Below are 17751 nucleotides of genomic sequence, written 5' to 3'. Positions count from 1 at the left end.
TCTATAATCATAAAAGGAATAAAACTTGAGCTTTTAATAAAGCTCAAGTTTTATTCCTTTTAACTCTGCAAATTCTTACCTCTCTCTGTAAAGCTTCGGAGACTTTAAGTATTCTTCAAAGGAAAGCTCGCCACGAAGCAGAGCGATTTCCTCTTTGTACGGCGGATTCTTATATTTTACTTTTCCATTCGAGGGGGTTTCTAAAAACTTGGGAACTTCCGCAAATTCCGGCAAGTCAACAATTCGTTTTAACGTGGGAAGACCAATCTTCCCCAGGCCAATATTTTGATGTCGGTCCTTATGTGAGGCCAAGCCATACAAAGAATCATTGAGATGGAAAGTACTAATTCGTTCTAAACCAATAAGTTGATCAAATTCTTTCAACACGCTATCCAAATCATTAACAATGTCATAGCCGCCGTCATAAATATGACAAGTATCGACACATACTGATAACCGCTCGTTATAGGTGACTCCGCTAATTATCTCGGCCAGCTCTGCAAAATTTTTCCCTATTTCAGTCCCTTTGCCTGCCATCGTCTCTAATGCAATCGAAGGTCCTGCTGAATGATCAAGCACCTCGTTCAATCCTTCAATCAATTGTGCGATCCCTTTTTCAGAGCCCGCTCCCCGATGAGCACCTGGATGTAAGACCAATGTTTTTGCGCCAATTGCTTCGGTTCGCTGCAATTCCTCTTTTAAAAAGTCGATACTAAATGAAAAAACGTGCGGATCAATGGAATTAGCTAAATTGATCAAGAACGGCCCATGAATAGTCACATTCTGAATCCCTTTTAGTTTCATGTAGTCCCAAGCTTCTGAGATGTGATAATCCTCGATCGGCTTGCGGTGAGAATTTTGCGGGGCTCCAGTATAACAAAGCAGCGCGTTTGCCTGATAGACAGCGGCTTCCTTTGCTGCCTGTAGCAACATTTCTTTTCCTCCAAGCGAGACGTGTGAGCCTAATAGCATCATTTACTCCAGCTTCCTTTAGTATTTATTCTAATCTTTTATAACCATGATCGTCCTTTATCCCAAATAATTCAAAAAACACCGGTAAAATTATTTGGGATTTTGTTTTAATTTCAATTCCTTTTTCAAAAAATCAATCGATTGACTCGCTTCATTAATATTTTGCGAGAGCTTCAAAAACAAAGCGATTCCTTGCAGACTGCCAATGATATGATTCGCTTCCTGCACTGCTTCTTCCTCAGTGAGTTGAGTCCCATCAAGAGCTAGTACTTGCTTCATCACAAGCTCTTGCCACTCCTTCATAAAGCTATTCAACGGCTCACGAAACTGTTCGTCTGCTAAAGCCAATTCCGCTATCAGATTTCCTACCGGACAACCATAATGAATCACTGCTTTCTGATGGAAAGCAAAAAACCAATCAATCATTTGTTCAATCGATTGTTCCGCTGACAAGTCTGTCGACAAAATCTGTTCAAATAAATCTATCCGCCATTCTGCAAGCAGGGACTGGATGACTGCTAATCCGATCGCCTTTTTTGAATCAAAATAATAATATAGCTGCCCCTTGCCAGTATTTGTAAACTCCAAAATGTCTGAGATTGATGTATTCATGTAGCCGTGCTGGTAGATTAACTCACGCGCACCTAAAATGATTTTTTCTTTTGCTTTGATGCCAAGCCCCTCCTAACTGAATTCCTCAAAAAAAAGCTGCTATCGGCTAATATTACGCTTCATAGATTTCTACAGAATTGGCAATCGTACCAGAATTATCGCCTTTCAATTGCAGACGCATATATTTAGGATCAAAAACCAAACGAGTATTATCATCTAAATAAAGCTTTGAGCTTTCTTTCAAATAGATTTCACCCATAGACGTATTGACCGTTGATTGATAGTTTGAGAAATCCAATTTCGATTCATCTGCATCCTGCAGTAAGACCAAGCGAAAACCAACATCCAGACCACAACTCGAGGCATTGATCTTAAATGGACTGTCACCGTCTTCAAAATCTAACACTACTTTTTGATAACTAGATACTTTCTTTTCAATATAATCCTTCGCTTCTTCTGAAATAACTAATTCCATCATCTATTCCTTCTTCTTTTTAAATTTAAAATAAAACCTACCGTTTGGTACAAAAAGAGTATATAAAAATTTGACTGTTTACGCAAAGATTTGAACTGCTATCTCCATCTTTTCTCTAAACCGGACCAGTTCTATAATCCATCAAGACGTGAGATTCAAAAACTGCAGCATTAGAAGAAATCCCACCGGTTTGTTTTTGCAGATTCGTCTCAATCAATCCGATCGGAATATTTGTATACTCAGTAATTGAAAACTGTGTATGTCCGCATCGGGTGAGAACTCATCTTCTCATAGCCGCCATAATTCACTTCAACACTTTCGTTGTTTACATGGTGACCAGACGTTGGTGTATCGTGTTATCCATCAGTGTTAGTCTTCGTAAAGGTTAACTCTATAAAAACTCGATAAGGATTTCCAACTCCGCTATTAGTTAAAAAAAGACAATAGTCGAAGGAAAGTGCAACTACTTTTTGATACAAATTAAAAAGAGCAACTCAATTTGATACTTTTAAACGATAGTCTACAGGTGAAAGATAGCCTAATTTAGCTAAAATTCTATTATGATTCCAAAAATAGATGTAATTTTCTACAATATCGATTACTCTAGTATTAGAGCCTATCGGCTCTTTTGAGATGTAGAACGTTTCTGACTTTAGTGAGGCATGAAACAACTCTATTGGAGCGTTATCTGAAGGTGTTCCCTTACGGGACATACTTTGGATAACGTTTTTTTGTTTTACTCGCTCGCAGAATTTTTTTGCTGTATAAGTGGCTCCTTGGTCACTATGCAAAATAGTTTGCTCAGGCAGCTCGCCGAGCTGATTAAAAGTATCCATTACTAATTTGGTGTCAGGGTGATCCGATATTTTGTAAGCCACTATCTCGCTATTGAACATGTCCATAATCGTAGATAAATAAAGTATACTGCTCCCAAAAGGTAGATAAGTGATATCTGTTGTGAGCTTTTGCAGTGGTCTATCTGTATCCCAATTTTTACTTATAATACTATCAAATGCTGGATGATTTGGTCCTGTATGATGATATTTTTTGATTTTTGCCACGCAATTCCAACCTCTCTTTTTCATTATTCGTGCGACTTTATTGATACCGACTGGAATCTCTCGATTTAACAGGGCATGTATTTTTCGATAACCCAATAGAAAATGGTTTTCTTGAACCAATTGGTGAATCCGTTTCTCTGTATCTGATAATTTCGACGGATCAATAGTACAATGCCTATAAAACGTACTTCTCGATAGTCCGAATAATTCTGTTAGTTTTTTGATTGATACTTGTTTTTTATGTTTTTCAATAAATCGAATGATACTCTCTTTTGTCACCAACTTTCTTTCGAGAAGAATTTTTTTAATAATTCTAATTCTGTTTCCTTGTTTTTCAATTTCTCAGAAATAGAAAACACCTCTTCGGAGGGACGACCAGAAGAAGACTTTAACCTTTGTAGATCACCATTTAAATACCATTTTTTCCAAGTGTAGATCGTTCCGCGACCTGGAATGCCAAATTCTTCTCGAAGAGAAGAAGCAGATTCACCAGTTAGAAATCTTTCAACAATTTGAATTTTTAATGTATCCGAATAATAATTATGCTTCGCCATTAGAAAAACACCTCCAAATTTATTTTACTAAATTTGAGGTGCTCTTTTTTAATTGTATCTAATTATAGTGTCAGTCCCGAAACTATCGTCCTTTTTTAACTATTTAGATTAAGCAATAAAAAGTTCTAAAAAACTTTTTATTGTACTTCTGGTTTTGAATCATCTTTCATTTTATCCGCTTGGTTATTTATCGCAGCTTTTGCTTTGTCGGTCTGCTCAGAAGCAAACTCTCCTGTTGTTTTAGCGGCGTCTGTTACTTTGTCCTGAACTGTCTCGCTATCTTTCTCAAATTGTTCTTTAGTTGTGATATCGGTGACTTTAACATTTACTTCGATCACATCTAAGTGAGTCATAGTTGCGACTTCTTTGCTGACAATCTGTTTGATTTGACTAAAGATTTTTTCAATATCTTTGCCGTATTCCACAACGACTTTCATGTCGACGGCTACTTGTTTCTTTCCAACTTCTGTTTCGATACCAGCTGTTTCATTGTCTGTGTTCACTAGTTTTTCAGCAGTATTTGAGAAGAAGCCGCCATCGATCGTCAGTAAGCCATCAACATCTTCCAAAGCGATCCCAATGATTTTTTGAATTACTTTGTCATCATAAGTCACTTCGCCATCCGTATTTTCTTCATTTGAATGCGGATTGGTCTTCATTTCTTGCTTACCATCGTGTACGGATTTACTAGCATCATGCTGGTGATCAGCTTGCACTTTTTCCTCCGCATTTGGGACAACCGGATCGGGATGTGCAGATACTGGTGCATTTTTAGTCATTTTATTTTTGTCATTGTTATTTTCCATGATAGAGCCTCCTATTGTTTTTACAGAATCACTTCATTGGTCCAAAAAGCTGTTAAGTTCGTCTTAAATAAATTTGACTTTTAAGCGACTTGTTTATTAGAAAAAGTAGCTTTTTCAAACCTACTATATATTAAGGATAGGACGCATCTTTTTTTAAAGCAAAAAATATGCTTAAAATACAGAAAATAAATAATAAAAAAAGAGAAAATTTCCTTTTGGCGAACGGAAAGACATGTTCAATTTTAATGAAACGCAATAGTTAATCTGATTTCATTTACCAAGACTCTAAGAAGCGAAGGAGATCCTTATTCCATAAACTGAAATCATGAAAGCCCGCTTGACCAAAAAATTCCAACTTTGCTGCTGGATCAAGCGCCAACAGTTGATCTATGATCTTTTCGGTTTGTTCATATAATGGATCGTCTTCTCCACAAGCAAATTGGATCGGCGGGATTTTTTCATTGGCGGTTAAGCATTTTTGGTATTGAAAAAGACAATCGTTTTCGCTGCCATAGTCTCCTTTAGAAAAAACTAGCTTGTAATGCGGCTCTTGCCTTTCTTTTTTATAGAAAACAAAGGCAGGTGAAAATGCGCCGATCCTTGAATAAAGTTTGGAGTACCGCAGCCCTAATAACACCGCACCATAGCCTCCCATAGAAAAACCGGCGATTTGAACATTTTCACGTTGAAAATTTAATTTATATAGTCTCTGAACTACCTCATAGAACTCTTTTCCCATGGCTTCTCCATAATTTTCTCCATCCGCATGGTCGGTATAAAAACTATTTTCAGCGGCTGGGCAAAAGAACGCTGTATTATACTTTTCGGCATACTGAAGCAGCGGGGTATTTAACACCCAGTCTCGTTCATCCCCTCTGATGCCATGCAGTAGAAAAAGAATCTTGGTTTGGTCATTAGGATGATCTGGCAGCACCGCCGTATACGCTTTTGTTCGATTCAAGACACTTGAAAAATAATTTCCTTGTAAATACATATTTTCCTCCTTGATAACGGAAAAAAGCAGCAATTCTGCTGCTTCTTCCGTTATTTTCCAGCGATCCCTAATCCGCCTAAGACAACTGAAAGTAAGATAATACCCACCAACAATTTTGTAACAGAGACTTTTTTGTTTTTTAACAAATAGATGCATAACCAAACTAAGCCTAGTGGTAATAAGCCGGGTAAAATTTGATCCAAAACATCTTGTAAAACGAATTTTTGTTTCGCAAAGACCGCTGTTACATTGACTTTAAAAGGAACATTGATAAAAGTCATCGCGCCGATCATCATCAAGCCTAAGATACTACAGCCTTTAGTAACGGATTTTAACAAGCCGCTTTCTTGCGCTTCGCTGATATAGCTTGATCCGATCTTATAGCCGATCATACCGCCATAATAACGAACAAAGTAATACGGGATGTGATACAACAGGAAGAACAAGATTGGACCTAAAATATTTCCTTGTTGGGCCAAGCTCATCCCTACTCCAGCCGCGATTACCCGCAGTGTGCCAGTGAAAAAAGAATCTCCTAAACCAGCCAATGGTCCCATCAGACCGACTTTGATCCCATTGACCGATTCGTTGATATTTTCCATCGGCTGTTTGGCGTTTTCTTTTTCCATCGAATAAACGATTCCTTGGATGAATGGCAGAAACGCGGGATTTGTATTGAAATACATCATGTTGCGTTCTAAGGCCGCATAATAATCCTCATCATTTTGATAAATCTTTCTTAGAAGCGGCATCATCGTCCAGCCAAAGCCAGGACCTTGCATCCTCACATAAGTCATTTCTGCCATCACGGTTAAACCGCGACCAAAGATCGTGTTGACGTCTTTTCTTTCTTCCTTGGTTAAAGATAATTTCATCATGATAAGAAGTCCTCCATTTCATTACTCATATCCTCGTTCGCAGAAGCTGTGGCAACGACCCGTTGACTTTTTAAGCTTGCCATTTCTTTCCGATGTTTGAAATCATTCATGATGAAGTACACGGCGATCGCAGCACCGATGATCGCGATTGCCATCGTATTCAATCCTAGGTAGGCAGCCAAAGTAAAGCCAATAAAGAAGAATGGGATCACTTCTTTGTCCCACATTGATTTTGTCAGAATAGCCATCCCCAAAGCCGGCAGCATTTGCGACATGACATTCAACATTTGCATTACCTGCGCTGGCAGATTATTCATGAAGCTTTCAATCGGTCCAACACCAGCATAGATAGCGATAAAGGCCATGATCGCAAATGGGATCGGATAAACGACCATCGCGAAAATATGGGCTTGATTGAAGCGGCTATCCTTATGCTTTGCCACTGAACGGTCTTCAAAATCAACTAAAAAGTTAAAGCCTAATACAACTAAGTTAAATAATAGCGTCGTTAACAATCCAACTGGAACAGCTAAAGCAACTCCTGTAGCAACTCCTTTACCGGTCAAAATCCCAAAAGCCGTTCCTAAAACAGCTCCTGCCGCGATATCTGATGGAACCGATCCGCCGACTGAAAAGGTTCCCATAAACACAGCCTCGATCGAAGCGCCAATCAGAATTCCTTGCGTCAAATCCCCTAAAACCAAACCAACCATTGGACCAAGAATAATCGGGCGCAATTGTAAGTTCAAATAACCCCAATCAAAGAACTTCGCTAAGTACATAATAATCGCGACCATAATTGCGTTCATCATTTGTGTTCATCTCCTTTTAAAGTACTGTTCGCATATCAGTAATCGGCTGATCAGGCACTAGTTGATATTCAGTCGTCACGCCTAATGCGATGATTTCTCTCAACTCGTCTTTGTCCTTTTCGCCTAAAAAAACGTTATCATTTAACTTCTGGCGTTCTTCTCCGTCTTTATTAGCTTTGCCATAATTGCCGATATTAACCTTCCCAACTTCAGGTGCATTTTCCGCGACGAAATGCGCGTCCTTCGGCGAATTGACCACCACTAAAATATTCAAGTCATTTGTGCGAGGGTCATTCAATAAAACTTTGGCCTTCTCTTCATTCAAGACGATCACTTTGACAGAGTCAGGTGCTGCCATTTTCAAAGTAGAGGTCAAGATGGGATCGGCTGCCGCCTTCTCGTTGACGACGATAATCCGATTTACGCCTAGCTGTTTACTCCAGATCAAGGCGACTTGTCCGTGAATCAGACGCTCGTCAATTCGAACCATTTTGATCATTTTCTTCACTCCTTTTTAGATGATGTGTTCACTTTAATAAAAGCAAGTTCCGTGCCAAGTTATCAATTTTAAAAACCTTGATTTTTCAGCCTTTTTACTAGAAAGAAGTGTCGGAAGTCGATCCGACACTTCTTTTCTTTAGCTATTACAGCATTTGATCCACCAATTGATAGATCATTCCATACTCCGCTAACGGAATACGGATATTGTATTTGCGGCAGATTTTTTCAAAGATGACATCCGAAAAGTCACGAAATTGGGTAAATTCGTTGGTTTCTTTGACAACGAAATCAGCGCTGCTTTCTTCTCCACCGGTTAAGATCCGTTCGATCATTAGAGACAAATGTAAAAAGAGATTGATTCGTACAAAGTTTGGAAAAACAATATGGTAATATTCCTCATAAGCATCGATCACTTCACCGACTTCGTTGATGATCCGCTCTGGGTTTAAAAAGTTTAAACGAGCAGAAGCGCCTTCGATCGTAAATAATTTTAAGATCTCATTGCCGCATTCAACAATTTCCGCATGATTTAGATAGGGTTGTAAGACATTCAGTGTCTGATTGTCCTTCACAATCTCTTCTACGGAAATGACCGGTTGTTTGCTGTTCTCGATTTTAGGTGTCGTAATTACCGCAATGGTATTCTTGAAAAAGACTTCGTCATAATTTTGAGCCTTCTCCGCTAAGGGCTGATAGTCGAAAGTTAATATTTCTACTTCATCCGTTAAATAATTAGAAAAAATATCTTTGATTTTGCTAGAGATTCCTTGACCAGACAAGCACGCGATCAAAATATTCGGTTTTTGCGAGACGCCTTCAAAATACTGACGCTCAACTTTGAATGTCTCTAATTTTAATTGCTCTAGCTGGCGGGTAATGGCTCCCTGATGCAGCTTCATCCCCACTTCTAAGCCTAAAGCGGTGGAGACATTGTTCATGACAATCAGGTCACCCGTCACGTTCCCTTTGATACTGCTGTAAATTTTTTCCAACGAACCCATGTCAACTAAGATCACTAGACCTTGACTCGTATCCACCTTGCTCGTATAACTGACAATTTCTTTGATGATCTCTTGAGTGCTGACTAATGAAGGCATTCCAAAGTAATCAAAGACATAATCTCCTAACATTTCATTGACCGTTCCCGCTAAAGTTTTAGCATTGTCTTTACCATGCATCACGACGATCGCGTTGATTTTCGAGGAAATCTCAAATTCATTGACCAAATAAGCGGTCAACAAACATTGAAAATGACTGAACAACGGGTGTTCCTCGTACATTTCTAGCAGTTGCTTGCCCACTTCAAAATACTTGCGATACGCACGGCGATCATCATTTTCCACGACTAGACCATCCTCCAACAGATAGCCGTAGTCATTGAAAAAATAGAGCAACAACGCAAGTGTCTGTTGTTGCGTTTGATTCGTTAAAAAGCCATAGTGTTTTAATTGCAGACCGATCGTTGCTTGAATGTCGACATAGCCAAAGGGAGCGAAATAGGTCTTCACATGCTGGGTCAAAAGCGGATCACCTTCTTGCAAGGTCGTTTCGATCATAAAGGTTAGACTTCTGATTTTTTCCAACAATTGTTTAAAGGATTCAATCGTTGCTAAGTCGTTTTTCAAATGAGTGAAGCCAGCATTGTTCAGCAGTTTTACCGTTTCTGACTCACTTGGTGAAAACCGCATCGCTGGCTGATCACTGCGACTATAATTATCTCGCGGGAGCGTGATGACCTCTGTTGTTTGCTCCGGCAGCTCATTGGCCACTAAAACTTTGATCCGATTTTTCAATTGTCCGATGTTTCCGTCAAATCCAGCTCTTGAAAGCTGATCAATCAACGGTTGAGCGACTTGGATAGAGCGTGCTATTTTTTCGGCCTCCTGTTGGAAAAACAACGTGACTAATTGCAGTCGTTCATTTTGGGGTCTTGATGAAAACTGCGGCAGGACTACTTCGTAAGGAATTCGTCGTCTAAAAGTCGTTAGCAAAGCAGACTGGGTATTTTCTGTCGTTGCCATGACTAGCCGAACCTTGGCGGTATGCCATTTTTCATTTTCTCCTAAACGACGAAATTTTCCGGAATCGATCATTAGAAATAATTTTTCCTGATTTTCGGCAGTCAAATTATGTACTTCATCTAAAAATAGATACCCGCCATCCGCTTCGTCCAACAAACCTTTTTTCTCACGATCCGCACCAGTAAAGGCGCCGGAAACATACCCGAACAAGACAGAAGAAAGTAGTTCGGGATTGTTGCGATAGTCCGCGCAGTTTAAGACGACAAAGGGTGCGTCCGCTGAGATTTGCTCTTTTTGTTTGGCGTATTCATAGATCAAACGGGCAATGAAGCTTTTCCCAGTTCCGCTAGCGCCGTTTAGAATCAGGGGCAAGCCATTAGGATACATGACCGCCGATTTAAATTGCCGCACCAGCGACCGCAGCGAGCCTTCATGTCCAATCAGCTGATCAAAAGGATCGATCGACCGCTGTTGCGTCTCATAAATAAAAGTCGTTGGCTTGCTTTTTATTTTTCGCAAGAGCCCTTCGTCCGCCAAACGATTCAAATAATGACTGACGGTGTTGCGGCTAAGTCCTTGATTTTCGGCGATCAAGGATGCCGTTACAGGTTCGTCCGAATAATCTTTCTGAATATATGCTAAAAGTTCTTCTTGTACCGACATCGATTATTTCCCCTATCTGATTGCTTTTAGTCGTCAGCGTTTGATTTCATTGCTTCCTGAAAGCAAGAACTCTTCGATTTGTTCTTTACTAAACTGGTTGCAGTCACCGTGGACCGTATGTTTGGCAACCGCGGCGACTGTGGCGAAATCGATCAGTTTTTGAGGTTCTGAATGCTCTAATAGTCCATGTAGAACACCACCAGTAAACGCATCCCCTGCTCCGACCCGATCGACAATCGCAGGAATATTATACACCTTTGACTGGTAAAATTTTCCATTTAGATAAAGATTTCCTTGCAAACGATTGTGCTGAGCATTCAATACTTCACGCGTCGTAGAATACAGTACTTTGATATTCGGGTAACGCTTGCGAATTTTTTCATAATAATCGCTTAGCGCCTGATCTGTTTCCGGAATCTCAAAAAAATTCAGGGCGTCTAAGCGCGCCGCCGAGCAAAAATCAAGATACGGTGCAAGCTCCTGCACAAAAGCACGACAATCCGCGATTGACCATAGCTTACTACGATAATTAATATCTAAATTCACCAGAATCTCGCGTCGTTTTGCTTCCTTTACTAATTGTAGCATCATTTTTCGCCACTCGCTGGACAAAGCTGGCGTAATTCCCGAAAGATGCAGCAGCTCCACTTCCGCAAACAGAGTATCAAAATCCCATTCCAAATGTTGCATTTGGGCAAAGCTAGAATAACTACGATCATAAATTACACTAGAAGGTCGAAAGCCTGCGCCTGTCTCTAAGAAATAGATTCCTAGACGTTCGCCGCCAAATAGCAGCTCCTCAGTATCAACACCGTATTTATTTAAATGCTGTTTGACTGCAGTCCCTAACGGATTGGCAGGAACCTTCGAAGCAAAACGCGCGTTGTGACCAAAATTCGCTAAAGAGATCGCTACGTTGGCCTCGCCGCCACCATAATGATTATTAAATTGACCGCTTTCTGCCAAGCGCTCTTGCTGGCTAGTAGAAAGACGCAACATGATCTCGCCTATGGCTAAGATTTTTCCCATCGGCTACTCCGCTCCTTTTACCTTTTTCAACTCTGCCATATAAGCCTTCGCCATCTCGGTCACACCAGCATAGTCTTCTTGCTCCGCCGGTTTTAAGAGATTGCCTCCGACACCGACTGCTACAACTCCGACTTCAAACCATTCCCGTAGATTTTCTAGACTCACACCGCCAGTGGGCATGATATTAACTTGCGGCAACGGCGCTTTAAAAGCTGAGACAATTGAAGGGCCATAGGCCGAGCCAGGAAATAATTTGACAATATCTGCGCCGGCTTTCATGGCTTCTTTGATTTCTGTAATCGTCATACAGCCAGGTAAATAAGGAATCTGGTATAGGTTGCACAACTCCGCTGTCGCATGGTCAAAGGTCGGACTGACGATAAATTCGGCTCCCGCCATGATCGCCAACCGAGCCGTTGTTACATCCAGAACGGTACCTGCACCAATGACTAGCTGTTCGTCTTGCTTTTCGGCTACCAGGTCAGCGATGACTTGATCTGCCTGAGGCAGTGTAAAGGTCACTTCTAATCCCTTCACACCACCAGCGATCAAAGCCTCGCAAGATTTTTTTCCTTGTTGGCGTGAAGTACCGCGAACCACTGCGATCACTCCCGCGTTTTCTAACTTGTTTAATATCTCGCTTTTTTTCATATTAATGCTCCTGTCTATTTTCGATATAATCAAAGTATTTAAAATCTGCATAAGAAGCATGGGCGTCCATGTCTTGGGCACAGATTCCCACCATTGCCCCCGTAAAGGCCAGCTTGCCATGAGCTTTGATGTAATCATCACTAAGTCGATCCGCCTCTAGCGTTTCCCCAATTGGCTGCAATTCACCTGAGTCGATTCCGTAATAAAATTGTGCTTTTTCATGATCCACCTCAACGGCCAGGCGCAAGGCTCCCGCTTGCGGCAACGAAATTCTTTCAGAACGGTAGCTGAATTGGCCAATCGAATCACTTTCGACTTGGATCGTTCTTGTTTGTGTTGCTTCATCAAAGGACACTTGTAAATAATGCCAGTTGTCGGTATCGTAAAACAACACCAGTCCCGCCATTTGCTGGAAACTTTTCGGTGCAAAATCCATCTCTGTTTCTACTCGAAAAACAAAATGCTGCCAACGCCGAGCAATCAAGGTTTGACGATGTAAGCTAGTAATACTCTGCTCCCCGTATAATCGTAAATAGCCGGGACGTTCTGTCAAAGAAACCGTCTGCATTTCCTTTAAAGGTTGTCGCAGTGTTTTAAAATACGTCGGCAATTCATTTGTCGAAAAATCACACCGGGTACTAAAGTCAAGCTGCTGTTGAGCCCCACTTGCTATACTTGGTTGTTCGACGTCCAAGTCTGGAAAAATTGTGCCATTACTTAAACGCGGCCAGCCATCGATCCACTCGATCTTCTGCAATGCTGTCTCTCTGCCTAAAGGACAGTTTCCACGTTGGGTCAAAGGACGGGCGCAAATATGAAGAATATACCATTCCTCTGGTGTGACTTCGACAAAAGAAGCATGTCCACTTTTTTGCAATGGATTTTCTGGCGCTGGTTTAGTCGTTAAAAATGGGTGATACGGCGATAATTCATATGGCCCTAAGACAGTTTTGGCGCGACAAACGGTTGCCGCATGACTATAGCCCGTCCCACCAGCGGCACACAATAAATAGTACCAGCCATCTTTCTTTAAGATTTGCGGTCCTTCACAGACCCCTAAATCTGTACCAGTATAAAAATGCGTTCGTTCGCCGACTAGCTTCATCTGCTGAAGATCAAATTCTTGGATTACCAGTCCCGTAAAATTCGGCTGCTCCAAGCGGTGATCAAAGAGCATGCTCATAATATAATGCCGGCCGTCATCATCATGGAAAAAAGCTGGATCAAAACCGCTGGCCGTCACAAAGACCGGCGCACTCCATGGGCCTGTAATCTCCTCTGCTGATAAAACATAATTCAGTGTGTCCTTGAAGGCATTGCCTGTTTTGACATCTGTAACCAATAACCAAAAACGACCATCAGAATAGCTTAAATGGGGAGCCCAAATACTTCCCGAATTATAATTACCGATCAAATTGGCTTGGACACTTGACTGAAGCGGATTAGCTACTAGCTCCCAATTGACCAAGTCCTTAGAATGATAGATCTCAACGCCGGGCATCCATTCAAAGGTAGACGTCGCCAAATAATAATCAGCGCCGACTTTTACGATGCTTGCATCTGGATGAAAGCCGCTTAAAATTGGATTACGTAATTTATTCAATGTGTGTTCCTCCTTCATCAATTCTTCCGCCAAAGGGTTCCACCCTCCAAGGAATACTCAGATCTCTTTTTTTCTTGCCGATAATCTCAATTGGTAAAATACTATAACCTGAAGCTTGTAGGTTGTCTGGTTGCCAATGATCTAGCATTAAATAAAAATTTTCCTCAACCTTGAAGACATAACTGGATTGGCCGAAAAATGTCTGGCGATAATTTTCGCCTTCACAAGGATTATCGATCAGCTTGCTAGGTGAGAATAAATAAGGGGATCTAGAATACAGCGCTCCATTAGGCTCCCAACCAGTTGTTCCTGAGGTAATCATGAAGTACTGACCCTGATCATAAAAAACTGCCGGTGCTTCGCGCTCTTGATCGATTAATAATTTGGTGTAAAGCCCCGTGACATCTTGATAATCATCAGTCAACTCAGCAACATAAAGTGTTTTATTGAAATCCGAGCTGTGGATCAAATAGGCTTTTTCGCCCTCTTGGTAAAGCGTCATATCACGAGAATCCTTGCGATTTGGCTGAAAAACTTTTTTTAACGTGAATGGTCCTAATGGAGAATCTGCCACTGCAACACCACATGCCGCGGTTAAATAATGATCGTCATCAGAATGGAACCATAAAACGAAGGTTGCTGTTTTGTGATTGTAAATGACTTTTGGCCGTTCCACGATCCGCTCCTTTGATAAAGGCGAATTTGGCTTAGTGGTAGCGGCTAAGACTAGGCCTTCATTTTCCCAATCAATCAAGTTGGCTGATGAATAACAAGAAATCCCGATGAAATCTACCTTTCGCCCACCAGTTGAAGAACGAACATTGGGCCCAGCCTTGTTTTCACCGTACCAGTAATAGCGTTCGCCATATTTTAGAATCATTCCGCCATGTGCTTGAATCGGAGCCCCCTCACAATCAAACCACATTTGACCGTTTTTATTTTTTACTGTCATAGCCATAGACCTCTACTTCTGTTAATGCTGGAAATGGCGACTCGTCTTGATACTTGATCAATTGCTTCAATGTAATACTCCGCGTTTTTTTCGTTGGAAAAGGAAACGCTTGGCGAAATAACGAATTATTTGGCTTAATCAGTTGCTCTTGACCATCAGAAAATTCGACTGTAATTTGTTCCCAATAACTGTCATGCGGGTAATCTCCGCGCAAAACGAGAACGAGCTGATCGGTCATAATCTCACGACCAAAGTCAATAGTCAGTTGAGCATCGGCTTGCTGATTGATCCCCCACGATTGGAAAGGAAAGGAGCCATGGCTTTCATTGGCAATCATACCGTCGATCGCGTTTCGGGCGAAGAAAGTCGAATCATTACGGGTCTCGACATTCGCATAGGCATGAGGATATGCCCCGGATTCCTTTTTTTGGTCATGGGGATTCAACGCCAGATTTCGATAGTTGTTCACTTCAAAGTTCTGCGGCAAAAAGGCCCGCAAATAGTGACGTTCCCCAGAAAAAATTTTCGGTGAATAGGCCCGGCGCAACTCTGAATCCATAATCACTGGAAATTCCCATTGATGAGTCGTTAAATAAATCAAACTAACGGGCAAGGCCTCATCGACTTGAATCCAAACAAATCGATTGATCGCATCGGATTCTAAGATTATTTTGTCTCCTGCTTGGTATTCTCTAGTTTTGAAAGCTAAATAGGTTTCTTCTTCATGTGAGCGTTGTGCGATGATCGTACCTGCTTTATCGACTAATTTTAAAGTTAGCATCTATCAATATCCTCCACTTTCTTTAAGATCCACTTCGTTACATAAAAATCCTCTGTCGGCTTTGGCAGCGGCAAGCCAATTTGCATCAATTCTTGACCACTGCGAAACGTATCTTCATATCGGTAACAGCTTGCTGGTTTTAACCCTTTCAGCTTCAAACGTTTCGGCACCGTGTTAGGTTTAGCCAAAATAGTGGCGTGGGTCACGATCAGTTCTCCGGTTTGGGTATTTTCCTTTTGCCAAGCTGTTTCATTTTTTGAATCGTAAACGGCTAAGCGAGTCTGACGGCCAAACTGCAAGGTTTCTCGGTCTTTTTTATATTGCCGAATCTGCGCTTTGACGATTTTCTTTTCCTCTAAAGTAAGTGCCAAGAGATCCAGCTCATAGCCAAAATTTCCTTGCTGAGCGATCAAAGCTCGTGTTGCCAGACTAGTCACTCGACCTACTTGATGATTTGGTACCGCGGAAACGTGACAGCCCATTGATACCGGGGGATAGATCAATGATGTACCTGCTTGAATGTCCAAACGGGCGATCGCATCAGTATCATCGCTGATCCAAGTTTGCGGCATGTAATACAACATTCCTCCATCACAGCGTCCGCCGCCGCCAGCGCAACTTTCAAATAAAATATCAGGAAAACTAGACGTGATTTTGTCTAAAATTCGATATAAGCCTAAAATATAACGGTGAGAAAATTCCTGCTGACGCTCAGGTGGCAATGTCGGTGAATAGCTGTCAGTGATGTTTCGATTCATGTCCCATTTCACATAGTTGATTTTTGCTGAGTGGAAAAGACGGCTAAGCGTCGCAATCAAATACTCTTGCACCGCTGGATTACTTAAATCTAAAACATACTGATTACGAACGAGCTGTGGTGTCCGATTAGGGACTTGAACCACCCATTCAGGATGCTGGCGATAAAGCTGACTGTCTTTTGAAACCATCTCCGGTTCCACCCATAATCCAAAATCCAACCCTTTATCATGAACTTCTTCGACAAGAGAAGATAATGTCCCGCCAATTTTTTCCTCATTTGGAAACCAATCACCTAACGATGAGGTGTCATCGTTGCGTTGACCAAACCAACCATCATCTAAGACGAATAATTCCATGCCTAGTTGACTGGCGCTGTCTATCATCGCTGAAAGCTTCGTACGGTCAAAATCAAAATAAGTCGCTTCCCAATTATTAATTAAGACTGGACGCGGCCGATAGCGATAATCGCTGCGAATCACGCAATCCTGATAAAAATGATGAAAACGCTGGCTCATCTCGTTTAATCCGGCTTCACTCGTTAAAAATACCGCTTCAGGCGCATGAAATTTTTCTCCAGCTACTAACTGCCAGCTAAACTCAAAGGGATTCAATCCCAGCTGCAACCGACTATTTTGATGCATATCAACGGTAACTTCCCCATTAAAATTTCCGCTATACAGTAAATTTGCGGCAATCACCTTCCCTTGATCTTCAGTTGTCTCTGGAGCGACTAATGCGATAAAAGGATTTTGTCCATGTCCACTGGCTCCTCGCTTGCTGTCGATCCCTTGTGTTCCTTGATGAATCCGACGACGTTCCAAATGATTTTCACGGCCCCAAGCACCGCTTAAAGTCAATAAATCAAAGCGGTCGGTCAAGAAATCCAGATTCAAAGACATCAATGACTGTAGCGTAATTGGTTCGGTTTGATTATTGCAAAAAGTAACCGATTGTGTGAACACATCGTATTCTGGATAAGCTGTCAGTTGAATCAACAATTGATTTTTCGTCACTGGATCTTTTAATATCAACTTCAGAACTTTTTGTTCGTGATGCTGTGCAAATGGTAGACCCTTCACCGCTTCTTTCTCAGTCGTAAAAATATGCTGGTGATAACGAAAATCGGCCAGTCTCGAACCATCGGGATAGCTTTCTTGATGCGCCGGTGTTCGCATATCTGGATTACCGAAAGCTGGATAAAGTAGCGGCAGCTGTTCCAACTTAAAATCCGCCACGTCGTCTGTATTCGCTAAATAGCTGGCTCGGGAAATGTCAGAAAGGACATAGGACAAATCTGCCGCTGGTAATTTTTCGCCAAAGTAGCCTAAAGCAACATGACCGCTTGTCAAAACGACTAAACTGATCTGACTCGTCTTCGTCGTTAATGTAATAGTTTCTTTGCCTGTAATATTCATCGAGTCACTTCTCCTTTTCTGTGGAATAAGAGGGTGGGACAGAAGTGCTCAACTTCGAGAACCAAGTAGAAACTGTTTGACATCAGCTCTGCTGAAGCAATCGTTGTATCTCACAGAATAAGACGAAATTTCCGAAAATGACTAGGAAACACAACATTTTTAGCGTTGATGGTGCGTGTTCCTACTTGGTGCTCCTCAAATTTTTGTGAAAT

17 protein-coding genes are annotated in these 17751 nt (G+C 41.4%); all 17 read right to left on the bottom strand.

Annotation, left to right across the window (positions count from 1 at the left end):
• Positions 1–75: 75 nt before the first annotated feature.
• The 17 genes from IGI54_RS12495 to IGI54_RS12415 all read right to left on the bottom strand — a co-directional run bounded on the left by IGI54_RS12495 (position 76) and on the right by IGI54_RS12415 (position 17539).
• Positions 76–975, bottom strand: coding sequence for a deoxyribonuclease IV (locus tag IGI54_RS12495; protein WP_430621818.1), 900 nt, complete (start codon positions 973–975; stop codon positions 76–78).
• Between the two features lie 87 nt (positions 976–1062).
• Positions 1063–1584: a TetR/AcrR family transcriptional regulator gene (locus IGI54_RS12490; RefSeq protein WP_430621817.1), complete on the bottom strand. Its 522-nt coding sequence runs from the start codon at positions 1582–1584 to the stop codon at positions 1063–1065.
• Positions 1585–1696: 112 nt separating this feature from the next.
• Positions 1697–2059, bottom strand: a complete 363-nt coding sequence (locus tag IGI54_RS12485) for an iron-sulfur cluster biosynthesis family protein (RefSeq protein ID WP_430621816.1) — start codon at positions 2057–2059, stop codon at positions 1697–1699.
• A 494-nt stretch (positions 2060–2553) separates the two neighbouring features.
• Positions 2554–3399: an IS3 family transposase gene (locus tag IGI54_RS12480; RefSeq protein ID WP_430621985.1), complete on the bottom strand. Its 846-nt coding sequence runs from the start codon at positions 3397–3399 to the stop codon at positions 2554–2556.
• Positions 3396–3674, bottom strand: a complete 279-nt coding sequence (locus tag IGI54_RS12475) for a transposase (RefSeq protein ID WP_430621815.1) — start codon at positions 3672–3674, stop codon at positions 3396–3398. The genes IGI54_RS12480 and IGI54_RS12475 overlap by 4 nt, the downstream gene beginning before the upstream one ends.
• Before the next feature lie 137 nt (positions 3675–3811).
• The gene (locus tag IGI54_RS12470) at positions 3812–4480 is read right to left on the bottom strand and encodes an Asp23/Gls24 family envelope stress response protein (protein WP_430621814.1); all 669 of its coding nucleotides are present in this window, start codon (positions 4478–4480) and stop codon (positions 3812–3814) included.
• Between the two features lie 274 nt (positions 4481–4754).
• Positions 4755–5474, bottom strand: coding sequence for an alpha/beta hydrolase (locus IGI54_RS12465; RefSeq protein ID WP_430621813.1), 720 nt, complete (start codon positions 5472–5474; stop codon positions 4755–4757).
• Between the two features lie 50 nt (positions 5475–5524).
• Entirely contained in the window at positions 5525–6352 is an 828-nt protein-coding gene (locus IGI54_RS12460; protein ID WP_430621812.1) for a PTS system mannose/fructose/sorbose family transporter subunit IID, read from the bottom strand.
• The gene (locus tag IGI54_RS12455) at positions 6349–7164 is read right to left on the bottom strand and encodes a PTS mannose/fructose/sorbose/N-acetylgalactosamine transporter subunit IIC (protein ID WP_311900835.1); all 816 of its coding nucleotides are present in this window, start codon (positions 7162–7164) and stop codon (positions 6349–6351) included. The genes IGI54_RS12460 and IGI54_RS12455 overlap by 4 nt, the downstream gene beginning before the upstream one ends.
• 16 nt (positions 7165–7180) lie before the next feature.
• The gene (locus IGI54_RS12450) at positions 7181–7663 is read right to left on the bottom strand and encodes a PTS system mannose/fructose/N-acetylgalactosamine-transporter subunit IIB (RefSeq protein ID WP_430621811.1); all 483 of its coding nucleotides are present in this window, start codon (positions 7661–7663) and stop codon (positions 7181–7183) included.
• Between the two features lie 145 nt (positions 7664–7808).
• Positions 7809–10349: a sigma 54-interacting transcriptional regulator gene (locus IGI54_RS12445; RefSeq protein WP_430621810.1), complete on the bottom strand. Its 2541-nt coding sequence runs from the start codon at positions 10347–10349 to the stop codon at positions 7809–7811.
• A 33-nt stretch (positions 10350–10382) separates the two neighbouring features.
• Entirely contained in the window at positions 10383–11378 is a 996-nt protein-coding gene (locus IGI54_RS12440) for a PfkB family carbohydrate kinase (protein ID WP_430621809.1), read from the bottom strand.
• A gap of 3 nt (positions 11379–11381) precedes the next feature.
• Positions 11382–12029, bottom strand: coding sequence for a bifunctional 2-keto-4-hydroxyglutarate aldolase/2-keto-3-deoxy-6-phosphogluconate aldolase (locus IGI54_RS12435; protein WP_216430207.1), 648 nt, complete (start codon positions 12027–12029; stop codon positions 11382–11384).
• A 1-nt stretch (position 12030) separates the two neighbouring features.
• On the bottom strand, positions 12031–13632 hold the full coding sequence (locus IGI54_RS12430) for a glycoside hydrolase family 43 protein (RefSeq protein ID WP_430621808.1): 1602 nt from the start codon (positions 13630–13632) through the stop codon (positions 12031–12033).
• A complete protein-coding gene (locus IGI54_RS12425) occupies positions 13625–14590 on the bottom strand; it encodes a glycoside hydrolase family 43 protein (RefSeq protein WP_430621807.1) in 966 nt (321 codons plus the stop codon). The genes IGI54_RS12430 and IGI54_RS12425 overlap by 8 nt, the downstream gene beginning before the upstream one ends.
• Positions 14568–15365 carry a hypothetical protein gene (locus IGI54_RS12420; RefSeq protein ID WP_430621806.1) on the bottom strand — a complete coding sequence of 266 codons (798 nt, stop codon included), beginning with the start codon at positions 15363–15365 and terminating at the stop codon, positions 14568–14570. Before IGI54_RS12420 ends, IGI54_RS12425 begins: the two co-directional genes overlap by 23 nt.
• Positions 15359–17539, bottom strand: a complete 2181-nt coding sequence (locus IGI54_RS12415) for an alpha-galactosidase (RefSeq protein WP_430621805.1) — start codon at positions 17537–17539, stop codon at positions 15359–15361. The genes IGI54_RS12420 and IGI54_RS12415 overlap by 7 nt, the downstream gene beginning before the upstream one ends.
• Positions 17540–17751: the final 212 nt, after the last annotated feature.

Source organism: Enterococcus sp. DIV0800 (genome assembly GCF_050559735.1).
Lineage (GTDB): Bacteria > Bacillota > Bacilli > Lactobacillales > Enterococcaceae > Enterococcus_A > Enterococcus_A devriesei.
Note: the sequence above shows the minus strand (reverse complement) of the source record. Positions and strands in the feature narration are given on the sequence as shown.